Genomic DNA, 24,514 nt, shown 5'->3' with positions numbered 1-24,514 from the left:
CACATGAAAAAATAACCATAGCAGACCGACGATACTTCACATTGAAATACCCTTTCCTGGTGATCACATAGCCAACCGATTAGGCTTTGAGAAATAATTCAGTTTTCAATAATTTATTCTTTTGGAAAAAGCTATTCTCTTTGAAAAATTATATTTTGGGAAAAAATCAATATCATGACTGGCGACAAACACCATCGCCCCGCCCCATTATTCCAATAACATTACCGTTATTATTGTTATAACAAAATGCGTTTTTTGCAAACAGATAATTAACATTTTAGTATCGTATTTCCCTATCATGCCTGTTTTCAGCACCAACGCCACCGTGCTATTACGTTGAAATAGTCGTACCGCTTTTCCTCCATCCTGCGTATTCTCATAGCAACAACATCATGAAAACAATACAGAACCCGAGGAGAGACGTGTGGCGATAACCCTTCCTGAAGCACTGATTCCAGCCGACCCCCGTTTTGGCTGCGGCCCGTCGTTGATTCAGCTTGACGACCTGACGCAACTGAAAGACAAAGGGCCGCATCTGCTGGGCACCAGCCACCGCAAGGAGCCGGTGCGCGCGCTGTGCCGCGAGATTCAGCAGGGCCTGCGGGATTACCTGTCGGTGCCGGACGACTACAGCATTGTGCTGGGGAACGGCGGCGCCACCGCACTGTTCGACATGGTCGGCCTCGGGCTGGTCAGAAAGCGCATCGTCCACCACACCTGCGGCGAGTTCTCCGACAAATGGTTCAAAGCTTCGCGCCGGATTCCGTGGATTCAGGCGGACAGCGCCGCGGTGGAATACGGCCAGGCAAACACCGCGTTTGTGACGGAAGGTGCGGACGTGGTGGCCTGTACGCTGAATGAAACCTCCACCGGGGTGATGAACACCCGTTTACCCGAGGTCGGCGAGGATTGCCTGCTGGCGGTAGACGCCACCAGCGGCGCGGGGCAAATCGCCTGCGACCTGTCCCGCGTGGATGTGTTCTTCTTCTCGCCGCAGAAGGTGTTCGCCAGTGAAGGCGGGTTGTTTGTCGCTATTTTGTCGCCGCAGGCCAAAGCGCGGATCGCCGAGATCGCCGCCGATCCCAACCGCTATATCCCGGCGTTCGCCGACTGGCGGCTGGCACTGAGCAACAGCGAACAGCAGCAGACTTACAATACTCCGGCGGTGGTGACGCTGTTCCTGTTCGCCGAGCAGGTCAAACGCATGAACGCGCTGGGCTTCGCCGAGGTGGAACGTCAGGCCGCCGCTAAAGCGGCGTTGCTGTATCAGTGGGCCGCCGACCGGGATTATCTGTCCGCCTATGTGGCCGACCCGGCGTTTCGCTCCACCACCGTCGCCGCCATCGACGTGGCGGATACGATTTCCGTGGACAAGCTGACCCGCTATCTGGATGAACAAGGGCTGGCGCACGGCATCGAAGGCTACCGGGCGCTGGGGCGCAATCAGTTACGCATCGCGCTGTTTCACAACATCGCCTTTGACGACCTGAAAACGCTGACCGCGTTGATCGATTTTCTGGTCGCCAGCGGCGAATTCGCCGCCTGACGTCACACCGTCGCCTTAACCGGCAGCGCGGTTTTGTGAATCAGCCGCCGCAGTGAAAACGAGGACTGCACATCGCGCAGTCCTTCAATTTTGATCAATTTCTTCTGCAAGAATTTCTCGAAATCCGACAGGCTGGCGGCCACCACCCGCAGCATGAAATCGTGGCTGCCGGACATCAGGTGGCACTCCATCACTTCGTCGAAGGTGGCGATCTGCTGTTCGAATTTGCGGAAGGTGGCTTCCGACTTCGGCTCCAGCGTCAGCGAAATGTAAGCGTTCACCGGAAACCCGGCCTTTTCCTGATCCAGCAGCGTCACATAGCGGTCGATCATGCCTGCGTCTTCCAACTGCTTCAGCCGCCGGGTGCAGGGTGTGGCCGACAGGCATACCCGTTCGGCCAGCTCGGTGATTTTCAGCCGCGCATCCTGCTGTAGCTCATTCAAAATCTGTGCGTCGATGCGGTCGATCTTCATGAGTGAAAGTCTCTATTTATGCCATTACGATGGGTGATTATCCCTAATTTAATGGATAAATGGCTTTTCTTTTAGTTAAAAGTCACTCCGTGATCAATGTTAACTTGAGCGCCATAAATGAATGTTCAGTCATGAAAGACGCAAATATATGCATTTCTTATGGCTAAATCAGACAAGATCGCGCTGAGAGGGCAACACCCGTGCTGAAAGAGTCTGTCGTGCTACCCAAGACAGCGGAAACCGGCCAGAAGCCGGGGCTGGCTCACACCCTGAAAGACGACGTGTACGGCCTGATGCTGGGGGTGATGTTTATCGCCTTCGGCCTGAACATGCTGAAACTGTCCGGTATGGTCACCGGCGGGATCGCCGGCATCGCTTTACTGCTCTCCTACTTTGTTCCGCTGTCGATCGGCGTACTGTTTATCCTTGCCAACATCCCGTTCATGGTTTTCTGCTACTTCAGCATGGGGCGCGCCTTTACGCTGAAAACGCTGATCGTCAACATCGCCCTGAGCGCCGCCACTCAGGCGGTGCCCTACCTGCTGAGCATCAATTACATCCACCCGCTGTTTTCCGCCTTGGTGGGCGGCACCTTTCTCGGCATGGGCATCCTCTCGCTGGCGCGCCATAATGCCTCGGTCGGCGGCACCGGCGTCGTCACCCTGTGGCTCTACAAACGTTTCAACATCAACGCCGGCAAAAGCCAGATGCTGCTGGATGTGCTGGTGTTCGCCGTATCGATGATCACCATGCCTGTTCACCTGCTGCTGTGGTCGGCGCTCAGCGCGCTGGCGATGAACGCCATGCTGATGAACTGGCATAAGCCGGGGCGTTATCAGGGCGGGTGAAAAACGCCGCCGGCCTAGCTGTTCCCATCGTGGTGTTTCAGGACGATCGAACAGGTATATCGCCCGGCGGGATGAATGGAGATGGTGGTTTCAAAGGTCTCGCCGTTGCGATCCACATAGCGCCGTATGATTTTCAACGCCGGCGACCCTGCTTCCACCCCTAACTGTTTGGCGATTTTGGCCGGTACGCCAACCGCGGTAATGGTCTGGTGCACTTCCTTGCTTTTCACGCCATAGTGATTTTCGATCAAATCGCTGATCAACGAAAACGGGTCGCTGCGCACCAAACGCCGGACCTTATCGTAGGCAACGCTGGCATAGCTGTCCGTCCAGCAAATCGGCGCGTCCGGCTTTATGCTGTCTTCCCGAATACTCGCGATATGCAGCCAACGCGACCCCGGCGGGCAACCGATGACTTGCGACAATTCATAATCGGCGACGATCTCATCAATCTTTTTCACCACCCGCAAATTATTCCGCGCCAGCGCCAGCAAATCTTCCAGGTTTGCCAGCGGGTGATTCGTGTTCCCTTCTCTGGCATCGGTGACGTGGGTCCCGGCGCCTTTGCGTCTTGAGATCAGACCCTGTTCGGTCAGCTCGCGCAGCGCTTCCCGCACGGTATGCCGGCTGGCCTGATACACCTCGCAGAGCGCCTTTTCGGTCGGGAAAAGCGCGCCGGCGGGGTACTTGCCGGAAACAATATCCTGCGCCAGCTCTCGGGCAATGCGCTTATAGAGGGACTCTTTCATAAGGATACATTCTTCAAAAATTAATGATCATTATCACAAAGCAGTGAGTAAACACTTCCGCTAGCCATTTATGCTCGCTATAAATGTCCGTACATTTAAAATATGTCCGGACATTTTCATCACCATTGTCGGTCGTCGCGGACATACCGTACCAAGACCGTTGCTATCGGTCAGTCTATCACTAAATCAGACCCGGGAGGGTTCACTATGGCATCGAATGTTCTTGATTCTATTCTGTTCAGGGACTCGTTCGGCACGCCGGAAATGCGCGCCATCTTTGACGATCATGAACTGATCCGCAAATACGTTGAGGTGGAGATCGCGCTGGCGAAAGCCGAAGCACGCTGCGGCGTCATCCCGCAGGAAGCGGCGGAAGAGATCGCCAAAACCTGTAACGCCGACACGCTGGATTTCGACCTCCTGCGGCATGAAACCGAAATCGTCGGCTACCCGATTTTACCGCTGGTCCATCAGATCTCGAAGCAGGCCGGAGCCTCCGGCGGCTACGTGCACTGGGGCGCGACCACCCAGGACATCATGGATACGGCGGTGGTGTTGCAAATCCGCGACGCCTTCGACCTGATCGACGCGGATATCAAATCACTGCGCAAAATTCTCGCCGATCTGGCGCTGCGCTACCGCGATACGCCGATGGCGGGCAGAACCCATCTGCAACAGGCGTTGCCCATCACTTTCGGCTACAAGGCCGCTATCTGGCTGGATATGTTTGACCGCCACGCCGAGCGCCTTGAGCAGGCTCGCCCGCGCATTCTGGTCGGCGAGTTCGCCGGCGCCGCCGGTACGCTGGCTTCGCTGGGAGACAAAGGTCTGGCGGTGCAGAAAGCGATGATGGCAGAGCTGAAACTGGGCGTGCCGACCTCAACCTGGCATGTGGCGCGCGACGGCTTCGCCGAAGCGGTGAACTTGCTGGCGGTCATCACCGGCTCGCTGGGGAAAATCGCCTATGACGTCATGCTGATGGCCTCCAACGAGTTTGGCGAACTGTACGAGCCCTTCGTCAAAGGCCGCGGCGCCAGCAGCACCATGCCGCAAAAACGCAATCCGATCTCCAGCGAACTGATGCTCGCCTGCGCCAAAGGCGTGCGCCAACACGCCGGCTTAATGCTGGACGCGATGGTGCAGGATCTGGAACGCGCCACCGGCCCGTGGCACGCGGAGTGGATTGCGATCCCGGAAAGTTTTGTGCTGGCCGCCGGCGCGCTCAATCAGGCCAAATTCATGCTCAGCGGTCTGATTGTCGACGAACAGGCGATGGCGAAAAACCTCGACATGACCAAGGGGCTGATCGTGGCGGAAGCCGTGATGATGGGGCTGGCGCCTTACATGGGCCGGCAGGATGCGCACGACGTGGTTTACGACGCCTGCCGCATCGTCAATACGCAGGGAGGACGCCTGGCCGACGTACTGAACGCCATGCCTCAGGTATCCAGTCGTCTTGAACCGGCATTAATCGAACGGTTAACAGACCCGGTCAACTATCTCGGCATTGCGCCGGAAATGGTCGACCAGGTACTGGAAAAATCGGCCAAACGGCAATAATCCCCCAGAAAATCAATAACCCGTAAGATTGAGGAGATGATCATGTCATCTGATTCATCTAAGGGAAAATCGATAATCGCCTTTATGGTTCCCCTATTACTGGGAACCATAATCTGGTTTTCCCCTGTACCCGAAGGATTAACGCCTCAGGCATGGCATATGTTTGCCATTTTTCTCGCCACCATTGCGGCAATATTAACCCAGCCGTTGCCCTCCGGCGCCGTTATGCTGATTGCGTTATGCGTTGTTATTTTCACCAACACATTACCGGAAGCAAAAGCGCTGGCCGGCTTCTCCAGCGGAACGGTATGGCTAATATTTTGCGCGTATATTCTTTCGCTGGGATTTGTCACCTCCGGTCTTGGAAAAAGAATCGCCTATAAAATGCTGTCGTTATTTGGCGGCAGCAGTCTGGGCATCGCCTACTCATTAGGGGTTTCCGACCTGATTATGGCGCCCGCCATGCCATCGGTTACCGCTCGATCAGGGGGGATTATTTTCCCCATCGTGCGCTCCATCAACGAAGTATTAGGTTCCACACCGGGCGAGTCAGGGAAAAAAATCGGCGATTTCCTGATCATGGTTTGCTTTCAGTTCACCCCGATAACCGGCGCCATTTTTCTGACCGGCATGGCGGCGAATCCGCTGGTGGGCAGCCTGGCGAAATCGTCGCTGAATGTGGAAATCACCTGGGGAAGCTGGTTCGTTGCCGCGGTGGTGCCGGCGATGGTGTGTTTCTGCCTGATGCCGCTGCTGGTATACAAGCTGTTAAACCCCGAATTAAAGCGCACCCCGGAAGCAAAACAGATGGGAAAACAGGCGCTCGCCGAGCTGGGCGCCATGACGTCCGCCGAGAAGAAAGTCGCGCTGGGATTTCTGCTGGCGCTGATTGGCTGGGGCACCAGTTTGGCTACCGGGCTATCGGCCACCGCCGTTGGGCTGGGCCTTGCCGCCTATCTGTTTGCGTCACGCGCGGTTGACTGGAAAGCCCTGCTCAAAGACCATGCCGCCTGGGACACCGTCATCTGGTTCAGCGTGATCATCAGCTTGGCCGGCGGCCTGTCCGATTTGGGTTTCATCAAATGGATGACGGTTAAAATGGGCGGCGCCATTCACGGCTTTGGCGCGATGGGCACGTTTATCCTGCTCGGGCTTATCTATATTTACGTCCATTACCTTTTCGCCACCGCGACCGGCCATGTCGCCGCGCTGTACGCGCCTTTTGCCGCCACCGCGATTGCCGCAGGCGCCCCGCCCGTCATGGTGGCGATATGCTTTGGTATTTTCAGCAACCTGATGTGGGGAAATACCGAATACGGCGGCGGCCCCGGTCCGATTTATTTCGCCCAGGGCTATTTTGAACGACCGCGGTTTTACAAAATCAATTTATGCGTGGTGACGGTCAATGTCCTGCTGACCTTTGCGGTCGGACTGGTGTGGTGGAATCTGCTGGGGTATTACTGACCTATTGAAGTACTACTGACCCAAATGAATCAGGGTGAGGATAACCTCACCCTGATTGTCACTGCGTAGTGCTAACCGCGTCGTTATCACCCTGTAGCGATCGTCGTGTTGTACTATCACGCCGTCACCACCGTAAGCACACCACGGTTTTGCGCGTTAGCGCATGGTGACAAACTCTTCCGCCGCCGTTGGATGAATCGCCACGGTGTTGTCGAAGTCTTTTTTGGTCGCGCCCATTTTCACCGCCACCGCAAAGCCTTGCAGGATTTCATCCATGCCGAAGCCGATGCCGTGTATACCGACGATTTTCTCTTCCGGCCCCGCGCATACCAGCTTCATGCGGCACGGCTGACGGTGCTGCGTCACCGCGGTGTACATGGCGGTAAACGCGGACTTATACACCTTAACCTGATCGTCGCCGTACTGCTCGCGCGCCTGCGGTTCGGTCAGCCCGACGGTGCCGATCGGCGGGTGGCTGAACACCACGGTCGGAATGTTACTGTAATCCAGATGCTCGTCCGGCTTGTTGTTGAACAACCGCTCGGACAGACGGCGCCCCGCCGCCACGGCGACCGGCGTCAGCTCAACGGCGCCGGTGTTGTCGCCTACCGCGTAAATGCCCGGCACGCTGGTGTTCTGGAACTTATCCACCACGATGTAGCCTTTGCTGTTGAGCGCTACGCCCGCGGCGTCCAGATTGATATTATCGTTCGCCGGTTCGCGGCCGATCGCCCAAATCAGGCAATCTACGGTTTGCTCGTGCCCGCTTTCCAGCTGCAGCGTCAGGCTGCCGTCGGCGTTTTTCACCACCGCGTTGGGAATGGACTCGGTATGCAGCGCCGGGCCTTCGGTATTCATCACTTCCACCAGCGTGTCCACAATCAGCGGATCGAACTGGCGCAGCGGCGCATGCTTGCGCACAAACAGGTGCACATCGGAGCCGAGCGCGTTCAGCACGCCGGCGATTTCCACCGCGATATAACCGGCGCCGACCACCGCCACCCGCTTCGGCAACGCCGTCAGCGCAAAGAAACCATCGGAATCAATGCCGTATTCCGCACCGGGAATCGCCGGGCGCGTCGGCCGACCGCCGGTGGCGATCAGGATATGGTCGGCGGTGATGCGCTCGCCGTTCACTTCCACCGTTTTCGCATCCACGAAACGGGCAAAGCCCTGAATCACCTCGACCTGATTTTTCCCCAGCACGTTATTGTAGGACTGATGAATACGGTCAATGTAGGCGCTGCGATTTTTCAGCAACGTGTCCCAGTTAAACTGATTGACGGTGACATCAAAGCCATAGTCCGGTCCGTACTGGTGAATGGCCTCGGCAATCTGAGCGGCATGCCACATCACCTTCTTCGGCACGCACCCGACATTGACGCAGGTACCGCCCAGGTATTTGGCTTCAATCAGCGCGCATTTCTTGCCATACATGGCCGCACGGTTGATGGAGGCAATGCCGCCGCTGCCGCCACCAATGGCGAGATAGTCATAATGTCTGGTCATCAGGGCTCCACGCTTGCTTTCGATAAGCGTTCAATAAAAGTAAATAGACCCGTCATACTGCAAGTTGCAGGTGTGTTGGCTTTCCTGCAACTCGAATTATTTTGGGTATAGACCGTATCCCGCCGCCGCACCGATGCTGGCGCTGATGACGGGGCTCACAATGTAACGCCGGCGAAAAAAATGTAACGCCAGCGAAAAGTGTAACGCTGGAGAAAAGTGTAACGCCAGCGATCGGTATCCGGCAAAGACAGAAAGCGGGATTGTATGAAGAAATGCGCAGCGGTTCGCAACGGTTTTGAAAATCGGTGCGATAGGTAAAATGACGCGATGCTAAAAAAACAGGTTAACTTTCGGAGCCTTGCATGGAACTGATTTTTCTCGGCACCAACGCGGGCGTGCCAACCAAAGAGCGTAATGTCACCAGCATCGCGCTCGATCTGCACGGCATTCGCCCGGCGTTCTGGCTGTTTGACTGCGGCGAGGGCACCCAGCACCAGATTCTGCGCACCCCGGTCAAACCCGGCAAACTGGAGAAGATTTTCATCACCCATCTGCACGGCGATCATCTGTTCGGGCTGCCCGGCCTGCTCTGCTCGCGTTCCATGGCGGGCATCGAGACGCCGCTGACGCTTTACGGCCCGGCCGGGCTGAAAACCTTCGTCGAAACCGCGCTGACGTTGAGCGGTTCCTGGCTCACCTATCCGCTGGAGGTGGTGGAGGTCGTTCCCGGTACGGTGTTCGAGGACCATCAGTTGCGGGTGACGGCGCATGAGCTGTCGCACACCCTGTATTGCGTGGGATACCGTATTGAGGAACGCCCCAAACCGGGCCCGCTGGACGTGAATAAACTGGCGGCGGAAGGCGTCAAACCCGGCGCCTATTTCCAGCAACTGAAACGTGGGGAAACGGTGACGCTGGACGACGGACGGGTGCTGAACGGCTGGGATTACGTCGGCCCCGGTCTGCCGGGCAAGTCGCTGGCTGTCTTCGGCGATACCCGCCCGACACCGGAAGCGCTCAAACTGGCCGCCGGTGTCGATGTGATGGTGCACGAAGCCACGCTGGAAGGGGCGATGGCGGAACGCGCCAACGAACGCGGGCATTCCACCACTTTGCAAACCGCCGCCGCCGCGCGAGACGCCGGCGCCAGACGGTTAATTATCACTCACTTCAGCGCCCGCTACGGCCAGGAAGATCTGGAACGGCTGCGTCAGGAATGTCAGACGCTGTTCCCGGCTACCGAGGTCGCGACCGATCTCGCCACCTTTCGGGTATAGCGCCGGGCGGCGCTTAGCGCTTAATGAGATAGGCCGGCCGTTACTCCGGCACCACCCACTCGACGCGCGTGTGGCCGGTACCGCCGGGCACCAGCGCCTGATGCAGCCACGGCAGCACGCTTTTCATCTGGGATTCCAGTTTCCACGGCGGATTGATGACAATCATGCCGGAGGCGGTCATGCCGTGACGGTCGCTGTCCGGCAGCACCGCCAGCTCGATTTGCAGGATATTACGGATACCAGTGCCTTCCAGGTCTTTGAGCAGGCGCTTGATATGCTGACGCAGCACCACCGGATACCACAGCGCGAACACGCCGGTGGCAAAGCGGCGATAGCCTTCCTGAATGCCTTTCACCACCGCCTGATAATCGGTTTTCAGTTCATAAGGCGGGTCGATCAGAATCAGCCCGCGGCGCGACAGCGGCGGCAACTGAGCTTTCAACTGCTGGTAGCCGTCCTCGCGCACCACCCGCGCCCGATCGTCACGCAGAAATTCCTGACGCAACAGCGGAAAGTCGGTGGGGTGCAGCTCGGTCAGATGAATTTTGTCCTGCTCGCGCAGCAACTGACGGGCAATCAGCGGCGAGCCGGGATAATAGCGCAGCTTGTCGCCGGAATTATAGGAACGCACCACCTGCATGTACGGCTCCAGTTCCGCCGGAATATCGTCCCGCTGCCAGATGCGGCCAATGCCGTCGAGGTATTCGCCGGTGCGCTCGGCGTGTTCGCTCTGCAACTGATAACGGCCTGCGCCGGAGTGCGTATCCAGATACAGGAACGGTTTGTCCTTCTCTTTCAGCGCGGTAATGATCAGGCTCTGGACAGTGTGTTTCAGCACGTCGGCATGATTGCCGGCATGAAAACTGTGGCGATAACTCAGCATAAAGTGTGGATTTCCGGTCAATGAGGGCGCGTTTGCCGCTAATCGCCATAGTATACCCTAAATAATTCGAGTTGCAGGTAGGCGGCGACGCAGCGAATCCCCAGGAGCTTACACAAGTCAGTGACTGGGGTGAGCGACAACTCTGCCGGGAGCAGATTTGAACGCAGCTCGCTGCGGCCCGTAGGGCGAGGCCCAGGGATGGGCCGAGTAATATAAAGCCAACACACCTGCAACTTGAAGTATGACGGGTATATAAACGGTTAGCGTCGCAAAATAACCCGACAATCACTGCGATCCGTCATCCGGTACTGCAATAACGGAGCTTTTTCGATATATAATCGTTTATATATCGACTACCCGGAAACGACCTTCATGAAAAACCACTTTGGCGACGGTATTCTGGCAGGGTTGCAAGCCTCCACGCCGCAATCGATGAGCGACATCCGTCATTACTGCGACGATTACCGCCGCGGCTACGTCTGCGGCTACGCGCATCAACGGGCCTCGCAACGGGGCAGACAACAGGCCGCGTTCGAAGCCGGGCAGTTGTGCCGCCGTTACGGGCTGATGCGCGATATCGTGGCGGAATTCTTTACCGACGTCAGCAACCCGTCGCTGGTGGCATGGTTTTACGCCGGTTATAACCAGTCATCCTGAATCTCTTCGTCCGCGATGCGATGAGTGACGCTTTTTTCCGGCCGGCGTTGCGCACTGGTGGTACTCGTGATTGTGCCCTCGGCCATTGATTTTCCCTTCATTACCCCCCATGTTAAATCATCATCAACACATTTCAGGACTGTGCCATGACCAATCCATTGCTTTCCTCCTTTACCCTGCCGCCGTTCTCCCAGATTCAGATTGAACACATCCTCCCTGCCGTGCAGGCCGCGCTGGACGACTGCCGTCAGACTGTCGAGCGCGTGGTGGCGCAGCCGGGTCCGTTCACCTGGGATAACCTGTGTCAGCCGCTGGCGGAAAGTGATGATCGGCTGGGGCGGATTTTCTCGCCGGTCAGCCACCTGAATTCGGTCAAAAACAGCCCGGAACTGCGCAGCGCCTACGAACAGTGCCTGCCGCTGCTGTCCGAATACAGCACCTGGGTGGGTCAGCACGCCGGGTTGTACCGCGCCTACCGCGACCTGCACGACGGCGAGCATTACGCCGGCCTGAGCGTGGCGCAGAAAAAAGCGGTGGATAACGCCCTGCGCGACTTCGAACTGTCCGGGATTGCGCTGCCGCCGGAACAACAGAAACGCTACGGCGATATCGCCTCCCGCTTGTCCGAACTGGGCTCGCAGTTCAGCAACAACGTGCTGGACGCCACCATGGGCTGGACCAAACTGATTACCGACGTCAACGAGCTGAGCGGTATGCCGGAAAGCGCGCTGGCGGCGGCCAACGCGCTGGCGGAAGCCAAAGAGCAACAAGGCTGGCTGCTGACGCTGGATATCCCGAGTTATCTGCCGGTAATGACCTACTGTTCCAATCAGGCGCTGCGCGAAGAGATGTACCGCGCCTACGTGACCCGCGCGTCCGAGCAAGGCCCGAACGCCGGTAAGTGGGACAACAGCGAGGTAATGGCACAAACGCTGGCGCTGCGTCATGAACTGGCGCAGTTGCTGGGCTTCGCGAGCTTCGCTGACAAATCGCTGGCCACCAAGATGGCGGAAAACCCGCAGCAGGTACTGGATTTCCTGACCGACCTGGCCAAACGCGCCCGCCCGCAAGGGGAGCAGGAACTGGCGCAACTGCGCGCGTTCGCCAAAGAACACTTCGGCGTCGATGAACTGAACCCGTGGGACATCACCTACTACGCCGAGCAGCAGAAACAGCACCTGTATTCCATCAGCGATGAACTGCTACGCCCTTACTTCCCGGAACCACGCGTGCTGGAAGGGCTGTTCGAGGTGGTGAAACGCATTTACGGCATCACCGCCAAAGAGCGTCAGGGCGTCGACGTCTGGCATCCGGAAGTGCGCTTCTTCGATCTGTTTAACGATAGCGGCGAATTGCTGGGCAGCTTCTACCTTGACCTGTACGCCCGCGAGCACAAACGCGGCGGCGCCTGGATGGATGACTGCGTAGGCCGCCTGCGCAAAGCCGACGGCGAGCTGCAAAAACCGGTGGCGTACCTGACCTGTAACTTCAACCGCCCGGTCAACGGCAAACCGGCGCTGTTTACCCACGATGAAGTCACCACCCTGTTCCACGAATTCGGTCACGGGTTGCACCATATGCTGACCCGCATCGATACCGCCGGCGTATCAGGCATCAACGGCGTGCCGTGGGACGCCGTCGAGCTGCCGAGCCAGTTTATGGAGAACTGGTGCTGGGAGCCGGACGCGCTGGCGTTCATTTCCGGTCACTATGAAACCGGCGAGCCGCTGCCGCAGGCGATGCTGGACAAGATGCTGGCCGCCAAGAATTATCAGGCGGCGTTGTTCATCCTGCGTCAGTTGGAGTTCGGCCTGTTTGATTTCCGTCTGCACGCCGGTTATGACCCGGCTAAAGGCGCGCGCGTGCTGGAGACGCTGGCGGAGGTGAAAGCGCAGGTTTCCGTGGTGAAAAGCCCGGAATGGAACCGTTTCCCGCACTCCTTCAGCCACATCTTCGCCGGCGGTTACGCCGCGGGTTACTACAGCTACCTGTGGGCCGACGTGCTGGCGGCGGACGCCTTCTCCCGCTTTGAAGAGGAAGGCATTTTTAACCGCGACACCGGCTTGTCGTTCCTGGAGAACATTCTGTCCCGCGGCGGTTCCGAAGAGCCGATGGAGCTGTTCAAACGCTTCCGCGGTCGTGAACCCAAACTGGACGCCATGCTGAAGCACTACGGCATTCAGGAATGAGGATTGGTTTACTGACCGAAGCCGGCGCCGACCCCGAGGCGCTGGCGGTACTGGCCCGGCGCTGGGGGCTGGAGAACGACGCCGCCGCATCGCTGGCGCTGGTGCTCACCCCCGAGAGGCTGGAACTGCGTAAATGCGACGAGCCGAAGCTGGGCGCCATCTGCGTGGATTTCGCCTCCGGCGCGCTGGCGCACCGTCGCCGCTTCGGCGGCGGACGCGGCGAAGCGGTCGCCAAAGCAGTCGGCATTAAAAAAGACTATCTGCCCGACGTAGTAGACGCCACCGCCGGCCTCGGCCGCGACGCCTTTGTGCTGGCGGCGCTCGGTTGCCGGGTGCGGATGGTGGAACGTCATCCGGTAGTGGCGGCACTGCTGGATGACGGTCTGCAACGCGGTTATCAGGACCCGGAAATCGGCGGCTGGCTGTGCGAGCGCCTGACGCTGGTGCATGCCTCCAGCATCGACGCGCTGTCCGCGATTACCCCGCCGCCGGACGTGGTCTACCTCGACCCGATGTTTCCTCATCGGCAGAAAAGCGCCTTGGTGAAAAAGGAGATGCGGGTATTTCAGACACTGGTCGGCGCCGACGATGACGCCGATGCCCTGCTGGCGCCGGCGCGCCGTCTGGCGAAAAAGCGGGTGGTGGTCAAACGCCCGGACTACGCGCCGCCGCTGGCCGGCGTACCCGCCCAGTCCGCGCTGGAAACCAAAAGCCATCGGTTTGATTTTTATCTGCCGCTGGCGGAGTAACGCCAGGTTCTGGCTGCGCTTTTTAACCGCCGCAGCCAGACACCTTGTTTTCCGCAATCGATCGTCCTGCCGCACCCTCGCTAATTTTAAAACCCTCTCCCATAAAAGATAGACGGCTAACCGTTCTGGCGATATGTTAACCTTATTGCTGAATCCATCCTTGCGCGCCCGCGCATTTAATCTATTAAAATAACGATGAAAATAAATAAGTTACCACTACTGGCACAGGTTTCTGCCGCTCACTGGGTTAGTCATTTTCACATGATGGTGCTGCCGGCGCTGATGCCGTTGATCTCGGCGCAGCGCGGCATCAGTTACGTGGAAATCGGCGTTGCACTCGGCGTATTCAACGTTGTCTCCGCTATTGTGCAGACGCCGATCGGTTTCGCCGTCGACCGCATCGGGCCGCGCCGCACGCTGATCGCCGGGCTGACGCTGGGCAGCCTGTGCTTCCTGTCGCTCGGTCTGTTTACCAGCTACAGCTGGATGCTGGCAGCCATGGCGCTGGCAGGGCTGGCCAACGCGGTCTATCACCCGGCCGATTACGCGCTGCTGTCGCGTGGCATCGTCGAAAACCGCATGGGGCGCGCCTTCTCGGTCCACACTTTTTCCGGTTTCCTCGGCACCGCCGTCGCTCCCGCGGTGCTGCTGGCGGTCGCGTCCGTCACCAGCATCGAATTCGCGTTTGTACTGTCCGGGATATTCGGGTTGCTGACCGTACCGATGCTGCTGGGCGAACGGGAAGCCCGTCCTTCCGCCGCCGCGCAGAATAAGCACAGCCAGGCGCCCAAGGTGGCGGTGTTCACCCTGCCGATTCTGTCGCTGCTGGTGCTGTTTATGCTGCTCAACCTCAGCACCAACTCGATTCAGAATTTCTCGGTTACCGCACTGGTGAACGGCTACGGTATGCCGCTGACCGAAGCCAACCTGGCGCTGACCGCGTTTCTGTTTACCAGCGCCTTCGGCGTGCTGGCCGGCGGTTCGCTGGCGGACAAAACCCGACACCACGGCATGGTTGCCACCGGCTCGCTGGTCATTACCGCCGTGCTGGTCGCCATCGTGGCGATGTATGCGCTGCCTTCGCTGGCGACCATCCTGATTCTGGCCGTCGCCGGTTTTCTTTCCGGTATTATCGCGCCATCGCGGGATATGCTGGTCCGCGCGGCATCGCCGGCCGGCGCTGAAGGGCGGGTATTCGGCGTGGTCACCACCGGCTTTAACATCGGCGGCGCCGGCGGCCCGGTGGTCTTCGGCTGGTTGTTGGATCAGGGGCATCCCTCCGCCATTTTCTGGTCGGCGGTTATCTTCATGGTGATTACCGCCGTAATGGCGTTGGCGCAGGAGTGGCGTGGAACAGCCCAAGCAGGGTGGCAAAAGTAATAACTCCACGCCGACTTCTGTTATGCACAAAAAAATCGCATCAAGTCCCCTTTCTAAATAAAACGATCAATTATCAATCGTCGAAATCTATAGTTGTGGGGAAGATCAGATGTTCACTGATACCAGTGTAGAACTTGTAACAAACCGTCAGTAATTCTTATTGAAGCGATGATAATTTTCTCTGAAAAATCAAATTGTCTGACACATCAACAGTTAGCTTTAACGCCAGAATTGATTAATTTATCTTGACATTAAATGTCTATCACCACTATATATAGCACCTAAATTGTAAAAAACATCACTATGTTGTTTTTTAGTGATAAAAACTAAAGAGGTGTTTTTTTATGGCTCTATACAATCTTTTTATCAGTCATAGTTGGTCATATAGTAATGCATACGTCAGAGTATGTGAAATGCTTGACTCTCAAGTGACAACCAATGGTTTCAACTACAAGAACTACAGTGTTCCAAAAGATGACCCCATACATAACGCACCAAGTGCTGCAAAGCTGAAAGAGGCCATCAGAGCACAAATCAAACCAGCATCTGTAGTTGTCATTATGGCAGGAGTTTATTCCACCTATAGCAAGTGGATTAATATAGAGATTGAACTTGCTCAAGAAATGGGGAAAAAAATATTAGCTATTGAACCATGGGCATCAGAGAAAACATCTAAAACAGTGAAAGATGCTGCGGATAAAATTGTTGGTTGGAATAGCAAATCTATTGTTGATGAAATAAAAAACCTAGCGGAGGCTAAGTAACAATGCCAGTATTCATTAGCTATAGACATACAGACCGAGAGTACGCCTTTAAAATAGATCAACGGTTGAAGGTTGCTGGAATTAAAACCTACCTTGATGTGTTGGATGAAGAGTCCAGACAAGGTGCTGAAGAAATAACAGACATCATAACTAAGCGTATGAGTGAATGCACTCATTTGTTAGCTATTATTTCTGATGACACATCGAAATCTTGGTGGGTTCCCTTTGAAATTGGTGAAGCCACATATGCAGATAACCGTATTGCTACATTTCAATTGAATATTCTTGACCATCAACTCCCATCCTATTTGAAAAAATGGCCTAAAATAAAAAATCTAAATCAAATTGATCTCTTTATTTCATCTTATAATAAGGACATGAAGTATACGCCAACGATGGAAAGTTTTTCCGGAAATGAGGCGGATCGGAGAATATACAAATCTCGCGGGTATACTACAACTGCTGATGAGTTTCACAGAGTACTCAAGCAGAATTTAGGACAATAAAATGCGGGGGCAATTAAAGCCCCCTTTTCATTTTACACGAAATGCAACATATTCACTAAGCGATTCAGGATGAAACCATGACTTCTAAAAAACTATTTTTGTAGCATTTGCTATTGAAGATGAAAGACAGAGAGATTTATTAAAAGAACAATCATTAAATACAAACTCACCATTTGAGTATATCGATATGTCCGTAAAAGAAGCCTATAAAAAAGAATGGAAGAGTAAGGTGAGAACTCGTATTAAAAGATCTAATGGAGTGATTGCACTCATAAGCAAAAACTCTCTCAACTCTAGCGGACAGATGTGGGAAATTACATGTGCAAGGGAAGAAGGCAAGAAAGTTATTGGTATTTGGGCATACTCCGATGACAGAACAAATATTGAAGCTGTGAAAACTGTATTTTGATCATTGGATGCCATTAAAAACTTCATAAATAGCCTGTAAGGAGCTGCTCATGAGAATCGCATTAATCGTTGGTATAAATTATTATGAACATGGAAATCATCTATATGGGTGTGTTAATGATGCACATTCAGTAAAGGCTATCTTAGAAAGGCATGATGGTGGCTCTGTTAATTTTGACTGTCAATTACTCGCAGGAACAGGACCAACAGAGAAAGTTAATCGAGGCCAATTAAAAGACCAAATATCTAAACTTTTCAGTACTGATGCAGAAATCGCCTTATTTTATTTCGCGGGGCATGGTCACATTGAGCCTACAGGTGGATACTTGCTAACATCTGATGCTTCGCGTGGTGATGAAGGCGTTTCACTTACTGAAATATTGACTCTTGCAAATGACGCACCAGCAAAAAACAAAATTATTATTCTTGATAGCTGCCACTCAGGTATTGCGGGAACTCCCCCCGAGGCAGGACAACTAGCCTCTCTTGCTGAAGGAGTTACCTTTTTAACTGCTTCAACAAAGGATCAGTACGCATCCGAAAAAAATGGACATGGGGTTTTTACTACATTGCTTGTTGATGCACTAAGTGGTAGTGCAGCAAACTTAACTGGAGACATAACTCCAGGCAGCATTTATGCTCATATAGATCAATCACTTGGAGCGTGGGATCAGCGCCCTATTTTTAAAACTAATGTGAAGCAATTTGTATCGCTTAGAAAATCCTCCCCAGCTATATCTATTGAGGATTTGAGGAAAATTACGACATTGTTTCCTATACCCGGTTACTCATTCCCACTCGACCCAACGTTCGAACCAGAAATGAAAGGAAGAGATGAAGGGATGCCAGAACCAGTTGAGGAAAACACAAGGACCTTCTCTTTACTTCAGAAATATAATCGATTAAATCTAGTTGTACCAGATGGAGCAACTCACATGTGGAATGCAGCAATGGAAGGCAAAGCATGTAGATTAACAGCTCTTGGTGAACATTACAGAAGATTGGTTGAAAGAAATAGGATTTGATTCCATTTTTATTTTCAAACAATTTAGATACCAAAAATAGCATTCCTAACAACTAGGGTTGAATTAAACTCTAGTTGTATTTATTACATTCCCTATTATGACCAATTTGTAAATAGTCATAAAACAATCACCACCTCCCGAGGAGGTGGTTTAAAGCTGACAATAAAAAAGAGAGGAACATAAGTCCCTCTCTTTGGTACCCATAACCTATTGCATTTTCAATGAGACGCCATTGCATACATATGAGACGTCATTTCATTTGGAACGAGATCCCACAAAAACGTTTATCAAATATCAATATTCGCCGCTTTCAGGGCGTTTTCTTCGATAAAGGCACGGCGCGGTTCAACGGCGTCGCCCATCAGGGTGGTGAACAGCTCGTCGGCAGCGATGGCGTCTTTCACCGTCACACGCAGCATACGGCGGCTTTCCGGGTCCATGGTGGTTTCCCACAGCTGTTCCGGGTTCATCTCGCCCAGACCTTTATAGCGCTGAATCGCCAGACCACGGCGTGACTCTTTCACCAGCCAGTCCAGTGCCTGCTCGAAGCTGGCGACCGGCTGTTTGCGCTCGCCGCGCTCCACGTAGGCGCCATCTTCAATCAACCCGCGCAGTTTTTCGCCCAGCTGATTGATTTTGCGGTACTCATTGCCCTGCACAAACGCCAGATCCAGCGCATAATCCGAATCCACGCCGTGGGTACGCACCCGCAGCACCGGTTCATGACGCTCGTTCGACTGACGCAGCAGGAAGCTATAAGTACTGCCGTGCTGCTCTTTCTCGTTGAGATAGTGAATCAGCGAGTCAATCCACTGCTGAGCCTGCGCCTGATCGTTCAGCATCGCTTCCGTCAGAGTCGGCTGATAGACCAGCGCATTAAGCAGCGCGCGCGGATAGCGGCGCTCCATACGGTCGATCAGCTTCTGCACGCCGTAGTGATCCGCCACCAGTTTCTCCAGCGGCTCGCCCGCCAGCGCCGGTGCGTGAGCGTTGGCGTGCAACGTGGCGCCGTCCAGCGCCAGCATGATCTGGTACTGGTCCATCGCCTCATCGTCTTTGATGTACTGCTCCTGCTTACCTTTCTTCACCTTGTACAACGGCGGTTGAGCAATGAACACATGGCCGCGCTCGATGATTTCCGGCATCTGGCGGTAGAAGAAGGTCAGCAGCAGGGTACGAATATGAGAGCCGTCGACGTCCGCATCGGTCATGATGATGATGTTGTGGTAACGCAGTTTGTCCGGGTTGTATTCGTCGCGGCCGATACCGCAACCGAGCGCGGTGATCAGCGTCGCCACTTCCTGCGAAGACAGCATCTTGTCGAAACGCGCTTTCTCCACGTTCAGGATCTTACCTTTCAGCGGCAGAATGGCCTGATTCTTACGGTTACGGCCCTGTTTGGCGGAGCCGCCCGCGGAGTCCCCTTCCACTAGGTAGAGTTCGGACAGCGCCGGGTCACGTTCCTGACAGTCCGCCAGTTTGCCCGGCAGGCCGGCCAGATCCAGCGCGCCTTTGCGGCGGGTCATCTCACGCGCCTTACGCGCGGCTTCACGGGCGCGGGCGGCGTCGATGATCTTGCCGACCACGATTTTAGCGTCGTTGGGGTTTTCCATCAGGTAGTCCACCAGACGGTCGTTCATCAGCGATTCCACCGCCGATTTCACCTCTGAAGACACCAGCTTGTCTTTGGTCTGGGACGAGAATTTCGGATCCGGCACTTTCACGGACACCACGGCAATCAGCCCTTCGCGCGCGTCGTCGCCGGTGGCGCTGACTTTGGCTTTCTTGCTGTAGCCTTCCTTGTCCATGTAGTTGTTGAGCGTACGGGTCATGGCAGCGCGGAAGCCGGCCAGATGAGTACCGCCGTCACGCTGCGGAATATTGTTGGTAAAGCAGTAGATGTTTTCCTGGAAACCATCGTTCCACTGCATGGCGATTTCCACGCCAATGTCGTCTTTTTCGGCGCTGAAATAGAACACCTGCGGGTGGATCGGCGTCTTGTTGCGGTTCAGGTACTCGACGAAGGCTTTGATACCGCCTTCGTAGTGGAAATGATCGGCCTTGTTCTCTTCGCGCTCGTCGCGCAGGCGGATGGACACGCCGGAGTTGAGGAACGACAGTTCGCGCAGACGCTTGGCCAGAATGTCATATTCAAACTCGACCACGTTGGTGAAGGTTTCCAGACTCGGCCAGAAACGCACCGTGGTGCCGGTGGTGTCGGCGTCGCCCGTCACGCTCAACGGCGCCTGTGGTTCGCCGTGGCGGTATTCCTGACGATGCACCTTGCCTTCGCGGCGGATAACCAGTTCCAGCTTCTCGGACAGGGCGTTCACCACCGATACCCCCACCCCGTGCAGACCGCCGGACACCTTGTAGGAGTTGTCGTCAAACTTACCGCCCGCGTGCAGCACGGTCATGATGACTTCGGCGGCGGACACGCCCTCTTCTTCGTGGATGCCGGTAGGAATACCACGGCCGTCGTCCTGCACCGATACCGAGTTGTCGGCATGAATGGTGACGACAATATCTTTACAGTAGCCAGCGAGCGCTTCGTCGATAGCGTTGTCCACCACCTCGAATACCATGTGGTGCAGACCGGTTCCGTCATCCGTATCACCGATATACATCCCCGGGCGTTTACGGACCGCATCCAGCCCTTTTAATACCTTGATACTTGAGGAGTCATAAGAATTCGACATCAACGTTTCTCGCTCATTTAGTCCTGTGATTGAACGGTTATTTTACCCTGTTCCACGCGGAACATCTTGCCATTTTCGCCCACCATGTCGCTAATCTGCTCAGCGGTAATGGCGCTGACGAACACCTGCGCTTGCGTCGCCTTCAGCCGCTCGGCCAGCAGGCGGCGGCGGGTGCTGTCCAATTCGGAGGCGAAGTCGTCGATCAGGTACAGGCACTTCAGGCCGTTTTGCCGGGTAAGAAACTCCCCCTGCGCCAGCCTGAGCGCGCACATCAGCAACTTAAGCTGGCCGCGGGACAGCATGTCCTCGACCGCCACGCCGCCGGCGCGGATGCGAAAATCGGCCTTGTGCGGCCCCAGCGCGGTATAGCCCAACTGTCTGTCGCGCTCGAAATGGCGCTCCAGCAGTTCAGCGTAGTCGCTCTCTTTGTCCCAGCCGCGCTGGAAGGAAAAACTCAGGGAAAATTCCGGTAAAAACTGGGCGCAGGTGGAACCGATATCCGCCGCGATGGCGGCGCTGTAGTCGGCGCGCCACTGGCTGATGCCCTCGGCTAACGGCACCAGTTCCCGATCCCAGGCGCGCAGTTGCCCGTAATGGCTGACCTGACGCAACGCCGCGTTACGCTGGCGCAACAGCCGCTTGAGGTTGCTCCAGGCGCTGAAAAAACCGGGTTCGTTGTGAAAACAGCCCCAGTCCAGAAAGGCGCGGCGATATTTAGGGCCGCCGTTAAGCAGGGTAAAGCCTTCCGGGGTGATCAGTTGGATAGGCAGCAATTGCGCCAGCTCCGCCACTTTGTGGCCGTCGCTGCCGTCGATGCGCACCGTGCTGTCGCCGTCGCGGTTCTTGCTCAAGCCCACGGAACGCTCGCGCTCCTGCCCCTCAATACGGCCGTGCAGAATAAATTCGGCCTGCTCGTGGCGAATCACTCTGGCTGCCTGAATACTGCGAAACGCTCGCCCGTGCCCCAGCGTATAGATGGCTTCCAGCACGCTGGTCTTGCCGCTGCCGTTGGCGCCCACCAGAAAATTGAAGCCGGGAATCAGCGCCAGATCGGCCGATTCGATATTACGGAAATCGCGGATAAGAAGACGGGTCAGCGCCATGTTACAACCATTCTGCTTGATTTCTTGCCCAGGCCGGACGTTTTCGCACGCTCACGCCACCATCCCGATAACAACATCTTGATAACAACACGCCGCACCTGATGGCGCGGCGTGTGAAAACGGGCAAAAGCGGACGCCCGCCGCGCGGGATTACAGACGCATCGGCATGACCACGTAGGCCGCCGCCTGACTGGCCGCATCCTCGATCTGGACGCTGGACACCGAATCGGTCAGCAGCAGACGAACGTCTTCGCATTTCAGCGCGTTGAGCACATCCAGCACGTAGCTGACGTTAAAGCCGATTTCCATCTCCGTGCCGCCGTATTCCACATCCAGAATCTCTTCCGCCTCTTCCTGTTCCGGGTTGTTGGCGGTGATCCGCAACTGGTTCTGGTTCAGGTACAGCCGCACGCCGCGGAATTTCTCGTTCGACAGAATCGCCGCACGGGAGAACGCCTGACGCAGCAGGTCGCAGCTCGCTTCCAGCGTCTTGTCCGGGTTTTTCGGCAGCACGCGGCGGTAATCCGGGAAGCGGCCATCCACCAGTTTGGAGGTAAAGATAAAATCACCGACATGGGCGCGGATATTATTGCTGCCGATCTGCAACTGCAGCGGCGTATCGCCGCCATCCAGCAGACGCACCAGTTCCATCACCCCTTTACGCGGCACGATCACCGAATGCGACGGCAGCGACTGCCCGACCGGCATGGCGCACACCGCCAGACGGTGACCATCGGTCGCCACGGTGCGCAGTTCTTCGCCGCCGGTTTCAAACAGCATGCCGTTCAGGTAGTAACGCACATCCTGATGCGCCATCGAGAACTGGGTGGCTTCGATCAGGCGTTTCAGCGTCGCCTGCGGCAAGGTGAATTCCACCTCGCTCTGCCAGTCGTCCAGATTGGGGAAGTCCGCCGCCGGCAGCGTGGACAAAGAGAAGCGGCTACGCCCGGAGCGCACCAGCATCCGATCCCCTTCCAGAGTGACGGAAATCTCCGCGCCGTCCGGCAGACCACGGCAAATATCGAACAGCTTGCGGGCCGGAACGGTAGTCGCGCCCGGTTCATGGGGCTGCGTCAGCGCCAGATGCGCCACCATCTCCATTTCCAGATCGGTACCGGTCAGCGATAACCGACCTTCGCTGACCTGCAACAACAGGTTGCCCAGAATCGGCAACGTCGGTCGCCCGCCCAGCGGGCTGCTGACCTGTTGCAACGGTTTTAACAGATGCTCACGCTCAACGATAAATTTCATGATGTTATGACGATAAGGTTCGGATTAAATTGGAAAAATCTTCTTTGATGTCGTGACTTTCCTCACGCAGCTGCTCGATCTTGCGACAGGCATGCAGCACGGTGGTATGGTCACGGCCACCGAACGCGTCGCCGATCTCCGGCAGGCTGTGGTTGGTCAGCTCTTTGGCCAGCGCCATCGCCATCTGACGCGGACGGGCCACCGAACGTGAACGCCGTTTGGACAACAGGTCGGCAACTTTAATCTTATAGTACTCCGCCACCGTCTTCTGAATATTGTCGATGGTGACCAGCTTTTCCTGCAACGCCAGCAGGTCGCGCAGCGCTTCGCGCACAAAATCGATGGTGATCGACCGGCCGGTAAAATTGGCGTTGGCGATCACGCGGTTCAGCGCGCCTTCCAGCTCACGCACGTTGGAACGCAGGCGCTTGGCGATGAAAAACGCGACCTCGCCCGGCAGGCGAATATCGTTTTCGTCCGCCTTCTTCATCAGGATCGCCACGCGGGTTTCCAGCTCCGGCGGCTCGATCGCGACGGTCAGCCCCCAGCCGAAGCGGGACTTGAGACGATCTTCCACCCCGTTGATCTCTTTAGGGTAACGATCCGACGTCAGGATGATCTGTTGGTTGCCTTCCAGCAAGGCGTTGAACGTGTGGAAAAACTCTTCCTGCGAACGCTCTTTATTGGCAAAAAACTGGATGTCATCGATCAGCAGCGCGTCCACGGAGCGGTAATAGCGTTTGAATTCTTCGATAGCGTTATTCTGCAACGCCTTAACCATATCCTGCACAAAACGCTCGGAATGCATGTACACCACCTTGGCATTCGGCTTGCGGGCCATAATGCCATTGCCCACCGCGTGCAGCAGGTGGGTTTTACCCAGGCCGGTGCCGCCGTACAGAAACAGCGGGTTGTAAGCGCCGCCGGGGTTGTCCGCCACCTGACGCGCCGCCGCGCGGGCCAGTTGGTTGGACTTACCTTCCACGAAATTGTCAAAGGTGTGCTTGGGGTTCACGTTGGAGCGGTAGGTATGCTCGGCCGGCGCCGCCGGGGTTTCCCAGCTCGGGCGCACCGGCGAAGCGGCGCGCGCCTGAGGCGCGGGTACGGCGGCGCTATGATGGCCGGCTGGAACGACAACAGGCGTCACCGGCTTGCTGCCGACTTCAAAACGCAGTAACGGCGCGTCCATGCCGCAGAAATCATTCAACAGTCCATTGATATTATTGATGTATTTATCGCGCACCCAATCCAGTACAAAACGATTAGGGGCGTAAAGCGCCAGAGTGTTGTCACTCAGTTCCGCCTGTAACGGGCGTATCCACATACTGAATTCTGTGGCAGGTAACTCATCCTGCAAACGGGCAAGACACTGCTGCCAAAGCGAAAGTGACACGGCGGACTCCACTCGAACAAGGTCAATCAAGAAAAGGAACAGACGTTAGTTATGTAACTCATGATTTTTCAGGCACCCGGC

The 24,514-nt window shown here is 55.9% G+C and carries 21 protein-coding genes; 13 read left to right on the top strand and 8 right to left on the bottom strand.

The window, feature by feature from the left end; translation table 11 throughout:
• The first annotated feature begins 424 nt into the window (after nt 1-424).
• Nucleotides 425-1,546: an aminotransferase class V-fold PLP-dependent enzyme gene (locus CVE23_RS00110; protein WP_049855478.1), complete on the top strand. Its 1,122-nt coding sequence runs from the start codon at nt 425-427 to the stop codon at nt 1,544-1,546.
• Between the two features lie 2 nt (nt 1,547-1,548).
• Here CVE23_RS00110 and CVE23_RS00105 read toward each other — a convergent pair whose 3' ends face one another.
• Nucleotides 1,549-2,019, bottom strand: coding sequence for an Lrp/AsnC family transcriptional regulator (locus CVE23_RS00105; protein ID WP_038920680.1), 471 nt, complete (start codon nt 2,017-2,019; stop codon nt 1,549-1,551).
• A 218-nt stretch (nt 2,020-2,237) separates the two neighbouring features.
• Between CVE23_RS00105 and CVE23_RS00100 the strand changes: the two genes are divergently transcribed.
• Nucleotides 2,238-2,867, top strand: coding sequence for a YitT family protein (locus tag CVE23_RS00100; protein WP_225622622.1), 630 nt, complete (start codon nt 2,238-2,240; stop codon nt 2,865-2,867).
• A gap of 14 nt (nt 2,868-2,881) precedes the next feature.
• On the opposite strand, the gene CVE23_RS00095 is transcribed toward CVE23_RS00100, so the two are convergent.
• Nucleotides 2,882-3,616: a GntR family transcriptional regulator gene (locus CVE23_RS00095; protein ID WP_038920683.1), complete on the bottom strand. Its 735-nt coding sequence runs from the start codon at nt 3,614-3,616 to the stop codon at nt 2,882-2,884.
• A gap of 207 nt (nt 3,617-3,823) precedes the next feature.
• Here CVE23_RS00095 and CVE23_RS00090 point away from each other — a divergent pair, with 207 nt between their 5' ends.
• The gene (locus CVE23_RS00090; RefSeq protein WP_038663885.1) at nt 3,824-5,176 is read left to right on the top strand and encodes a class-II fumarase/aspartase family protein; all 1,353 of its coding nucleotides are present in this window, start codon (nt 3,824-3,826) and stop codon (nt 5,174-5,176) included.
• 42 nt (nt 5,177-5,218) lie between these two features.
• Nucleotides 5,219-6,640, top strand: a complete 1,422-nt coding sequence (locus CVE23_RS00085) for a DASS family sodium-coupled anion symporter (protein WP_049855475.1) — start codon at nt 5,219-5,221, stop codon at nt 6,638-6,640.
• Nucleotides 6,641-6,796: 156 nt separating this feature from the next.
• Here CVE23_RS00085 and gorA read toward each other — a convergent pair whose 3' ends face one another.
• Nucleotides 6,797-8,149, bottom strand: a complete 1,353-nt coding sequence (gene gorA / locus CVE23_RS00080) for a glutathione-disulfide reductase (RefSeq protein ID WP_038920686.1) — start codon at nt 8,147-8,149, stop codon at nt 6,797-6,799.
• Between the two features lie 362 nt (nt 8,150-8,511).
• Between gorA and rnz the strand changes: the two genes are divergently transcribed.
• On the top strand, nt 8,512-9,426 hold the full coding sequence (gene rnz / locus CVE23_RS00075) for a ribonuclease Z (RefSeq protein WP_049855473.1): 915 nt from the start codon (nt 8,512-8,514) through the stop codon (nt 9,424-9,426).
• 40 nt (nt 9,427-9,466) lie between these two features.
• Here the strand turns inward: rnz and CVE23_RS00070 are convergent, their stop codons facing one another.
• Nucleotides 9,467-10,309, bottom strand: coding sequence for a 23S rRNA (adenine(2030)-N(6))-methyltransferase RlmJ (locus tag CVE23_RS00070; protein WP_038920694.1), 843 nt, complete (start codon nt 10,307-10,309; stop codon nt 9,467-9,469).
• 372 nt (nt 10,310-10,681) lie between these two features.
• Here CVE23_RS00070 and CVE23_RS00060 point away from each other — a divergent pair, with 372 nt between their 5' ends.
• The 8 genes from CVE23_RS00060 to CVE23_RS00025 all read left to right on the top strand — a co-directional run bounded on the left by CVE23_RS00060 (nt 10,682) and on the right by CVE23_RS00025 (nt 17,987).
• Nucleotides 10,682-10,966, top strand: a complete 285-nt coding sequence (locus tag CVE23_RS00060; protein ID WP_038920695.1) for a DUF2623 family protein — start codon at nt 10,682-10,684, stop codon at nt 10,964-10,966.
• 146 nt (nt 10,967-11,112) lie between these two features.
• Nucleotides 11,113-13,155, top strand: coding sequence for an oligopeptidase A (prlC, locus tag CVE23_RS00055; RefSeq protein WP_049855472.1), 2,043 nt, complete (start codon nt 11,113-11,115; stop codon nt 13,153-13,155).
• Nucleotides 13,152-13,904 (top strand): 16S rRNA (guanine(1516)-N(2))-methyltransferase RsmJ, encoded by a 753-nt coding sequence (gene rsmJ, locus CVE23_RS00050; protein ID WP_038920697.1) that lies wholly within the window; start codon nt 13,152-13,154, stop codon nt 13,902-13,904. Before prlC ends, rsmJ begins: the two co-directional genes overlap by 4 nt.
• A gap of 195 nt (nt 13,905-14,099) precedes the next feature.
• Nucleotides 14,100-15,284 carry an MFS transporter gene (locus tag CVE23_RS00045; protein WP_100848620.1) on the top strand — a complete coding sequence of 395 codons (1,185 nt, stop codon included), beginning with the start codon at nt 14,100-14,102 and terminating at the stop codon, nt 15,282-15,284.
• Nucleotides 15,285-15,628: 344 nt separating this feature from the next.
• A complete protein-coding gene (locus CVE23_RS00040) occupies nt 15,629-16,048 on the top strand; it encodes a TIR domain-containing protein (RefSeq protein WP_100848619.1) in 420 nt (139 codons plus the stop codon).
• A 2-nt stretch (nt 16,049-16,050) separates the two neighbouring features.
• Complete coding sequence (locus CVE23_RS00035; RefSeq protein ID WP_100848618.1) at nt 16,051-16,554, top strand: toll/interleukin-1 receptor domain-containing protein; 504 nt, start codon at nt 16,051-16,053, stop codon at nt 16,552-16,554.
• 94 nt (nt 16,555-16,648) lie between these two features.
• Complete coding sequence (locus CVE23_RS00030; RefSeq protein WP_100848617.1) at nt 16,649-16,963, top strand: TIR domain-containing protein; 315 nt, start codon at nt 16,649-16,651, stop codon at nt 16,961-16,963.
• A gap of 49 nt (nt 16,964-17,012) precedes the next feature.
• Nucleotides 17,013-17,987, top strand: a complete 975-nt coding sequence (locus CVE23_RS00025; protein ID WP_100848616.1) for a caspase family protein — start codon at nt 17,013-17,015, stop codon at nt 17,985-17,987.
• Nucleotides 17,988-18,274: 287 nt separating this feature from the next.
• Here the strand turns inward: CVE23_RS00025 and gyrB are convergent, their stop codons facing one another.
• The 4 genes from gyrB to dnaA form a co-directional block, all read right to left on the bottom strand.
• On the bottom strand, nt 18,275-20,686 hold the full coding sequence (gyrB, locus tag CVE23_RS00020) for a DNA topoisomerase (ATP-hydrolyzing) subunit B (RefSeq protein WP_038920700.1): 2,412 nt from the start codon (nt 20,684-20,686) through the stop codon (nt 18,275-18,277).
• A gap of 17 nt (nt 20,687-20,703) precedes the next feature.
• Complete coding sequence (recF, locus tag CVE23_RS00015) at nt 20,704-21,789, bottom strand: DNA replication/repair protein RecF (protein ID WP_013320098.1); 1,086 nt, start codon at nt 21,787-21,789, stop codon at nt 20,704-20,706.
• A gap of 150 nt (nt 21,790-21,939) precedes the next feature.
• Nucleotides 21,940-23,040: a DNA polymerase III subunit beta gene (dnaN, locus tag CVE23_RS00010; RefSeq protein ID WP_033568156.1), complete on the bottom strand. Its 1,101-nt coding sequence runs from the start codon at nt 23,038-23,040 to the stop codon at nt 21,940-21,942.
• A gap of 4 nt (nt 23,041-23,044) precedes the next feature.
• Nucleotides 23,045-24,433 (bottom strand): chromosomal replication initiator protein DnaA, encoded by a 1,389-nt coding sequence (gene dnaA, locus CVE23_RS00005; RefSeq protein WP_188726101.1) that lies wholly within the window; start codon nt 24,431-24,433, stop codon nt 23,045-23,047.
• Between the last annotated feature and the right edge of the window lie 81 nt (nt 24,434-24,514).

It is taken from the genome of Dickeya fangzhongdai (genome assembly GCF_002812485.1).
GTDB lineage: Bacteria > Pseudomonadota > Gammaproteobacteria > Enterobacterales > Enterobacteriaceae > Dickeya > Dickeya fangzhongdai.
The sequence above is the reverse complement of the archived record's forward strand: the minus strand, read 5'-3'. Positions and strand labels throughout refer to the sequence as shown.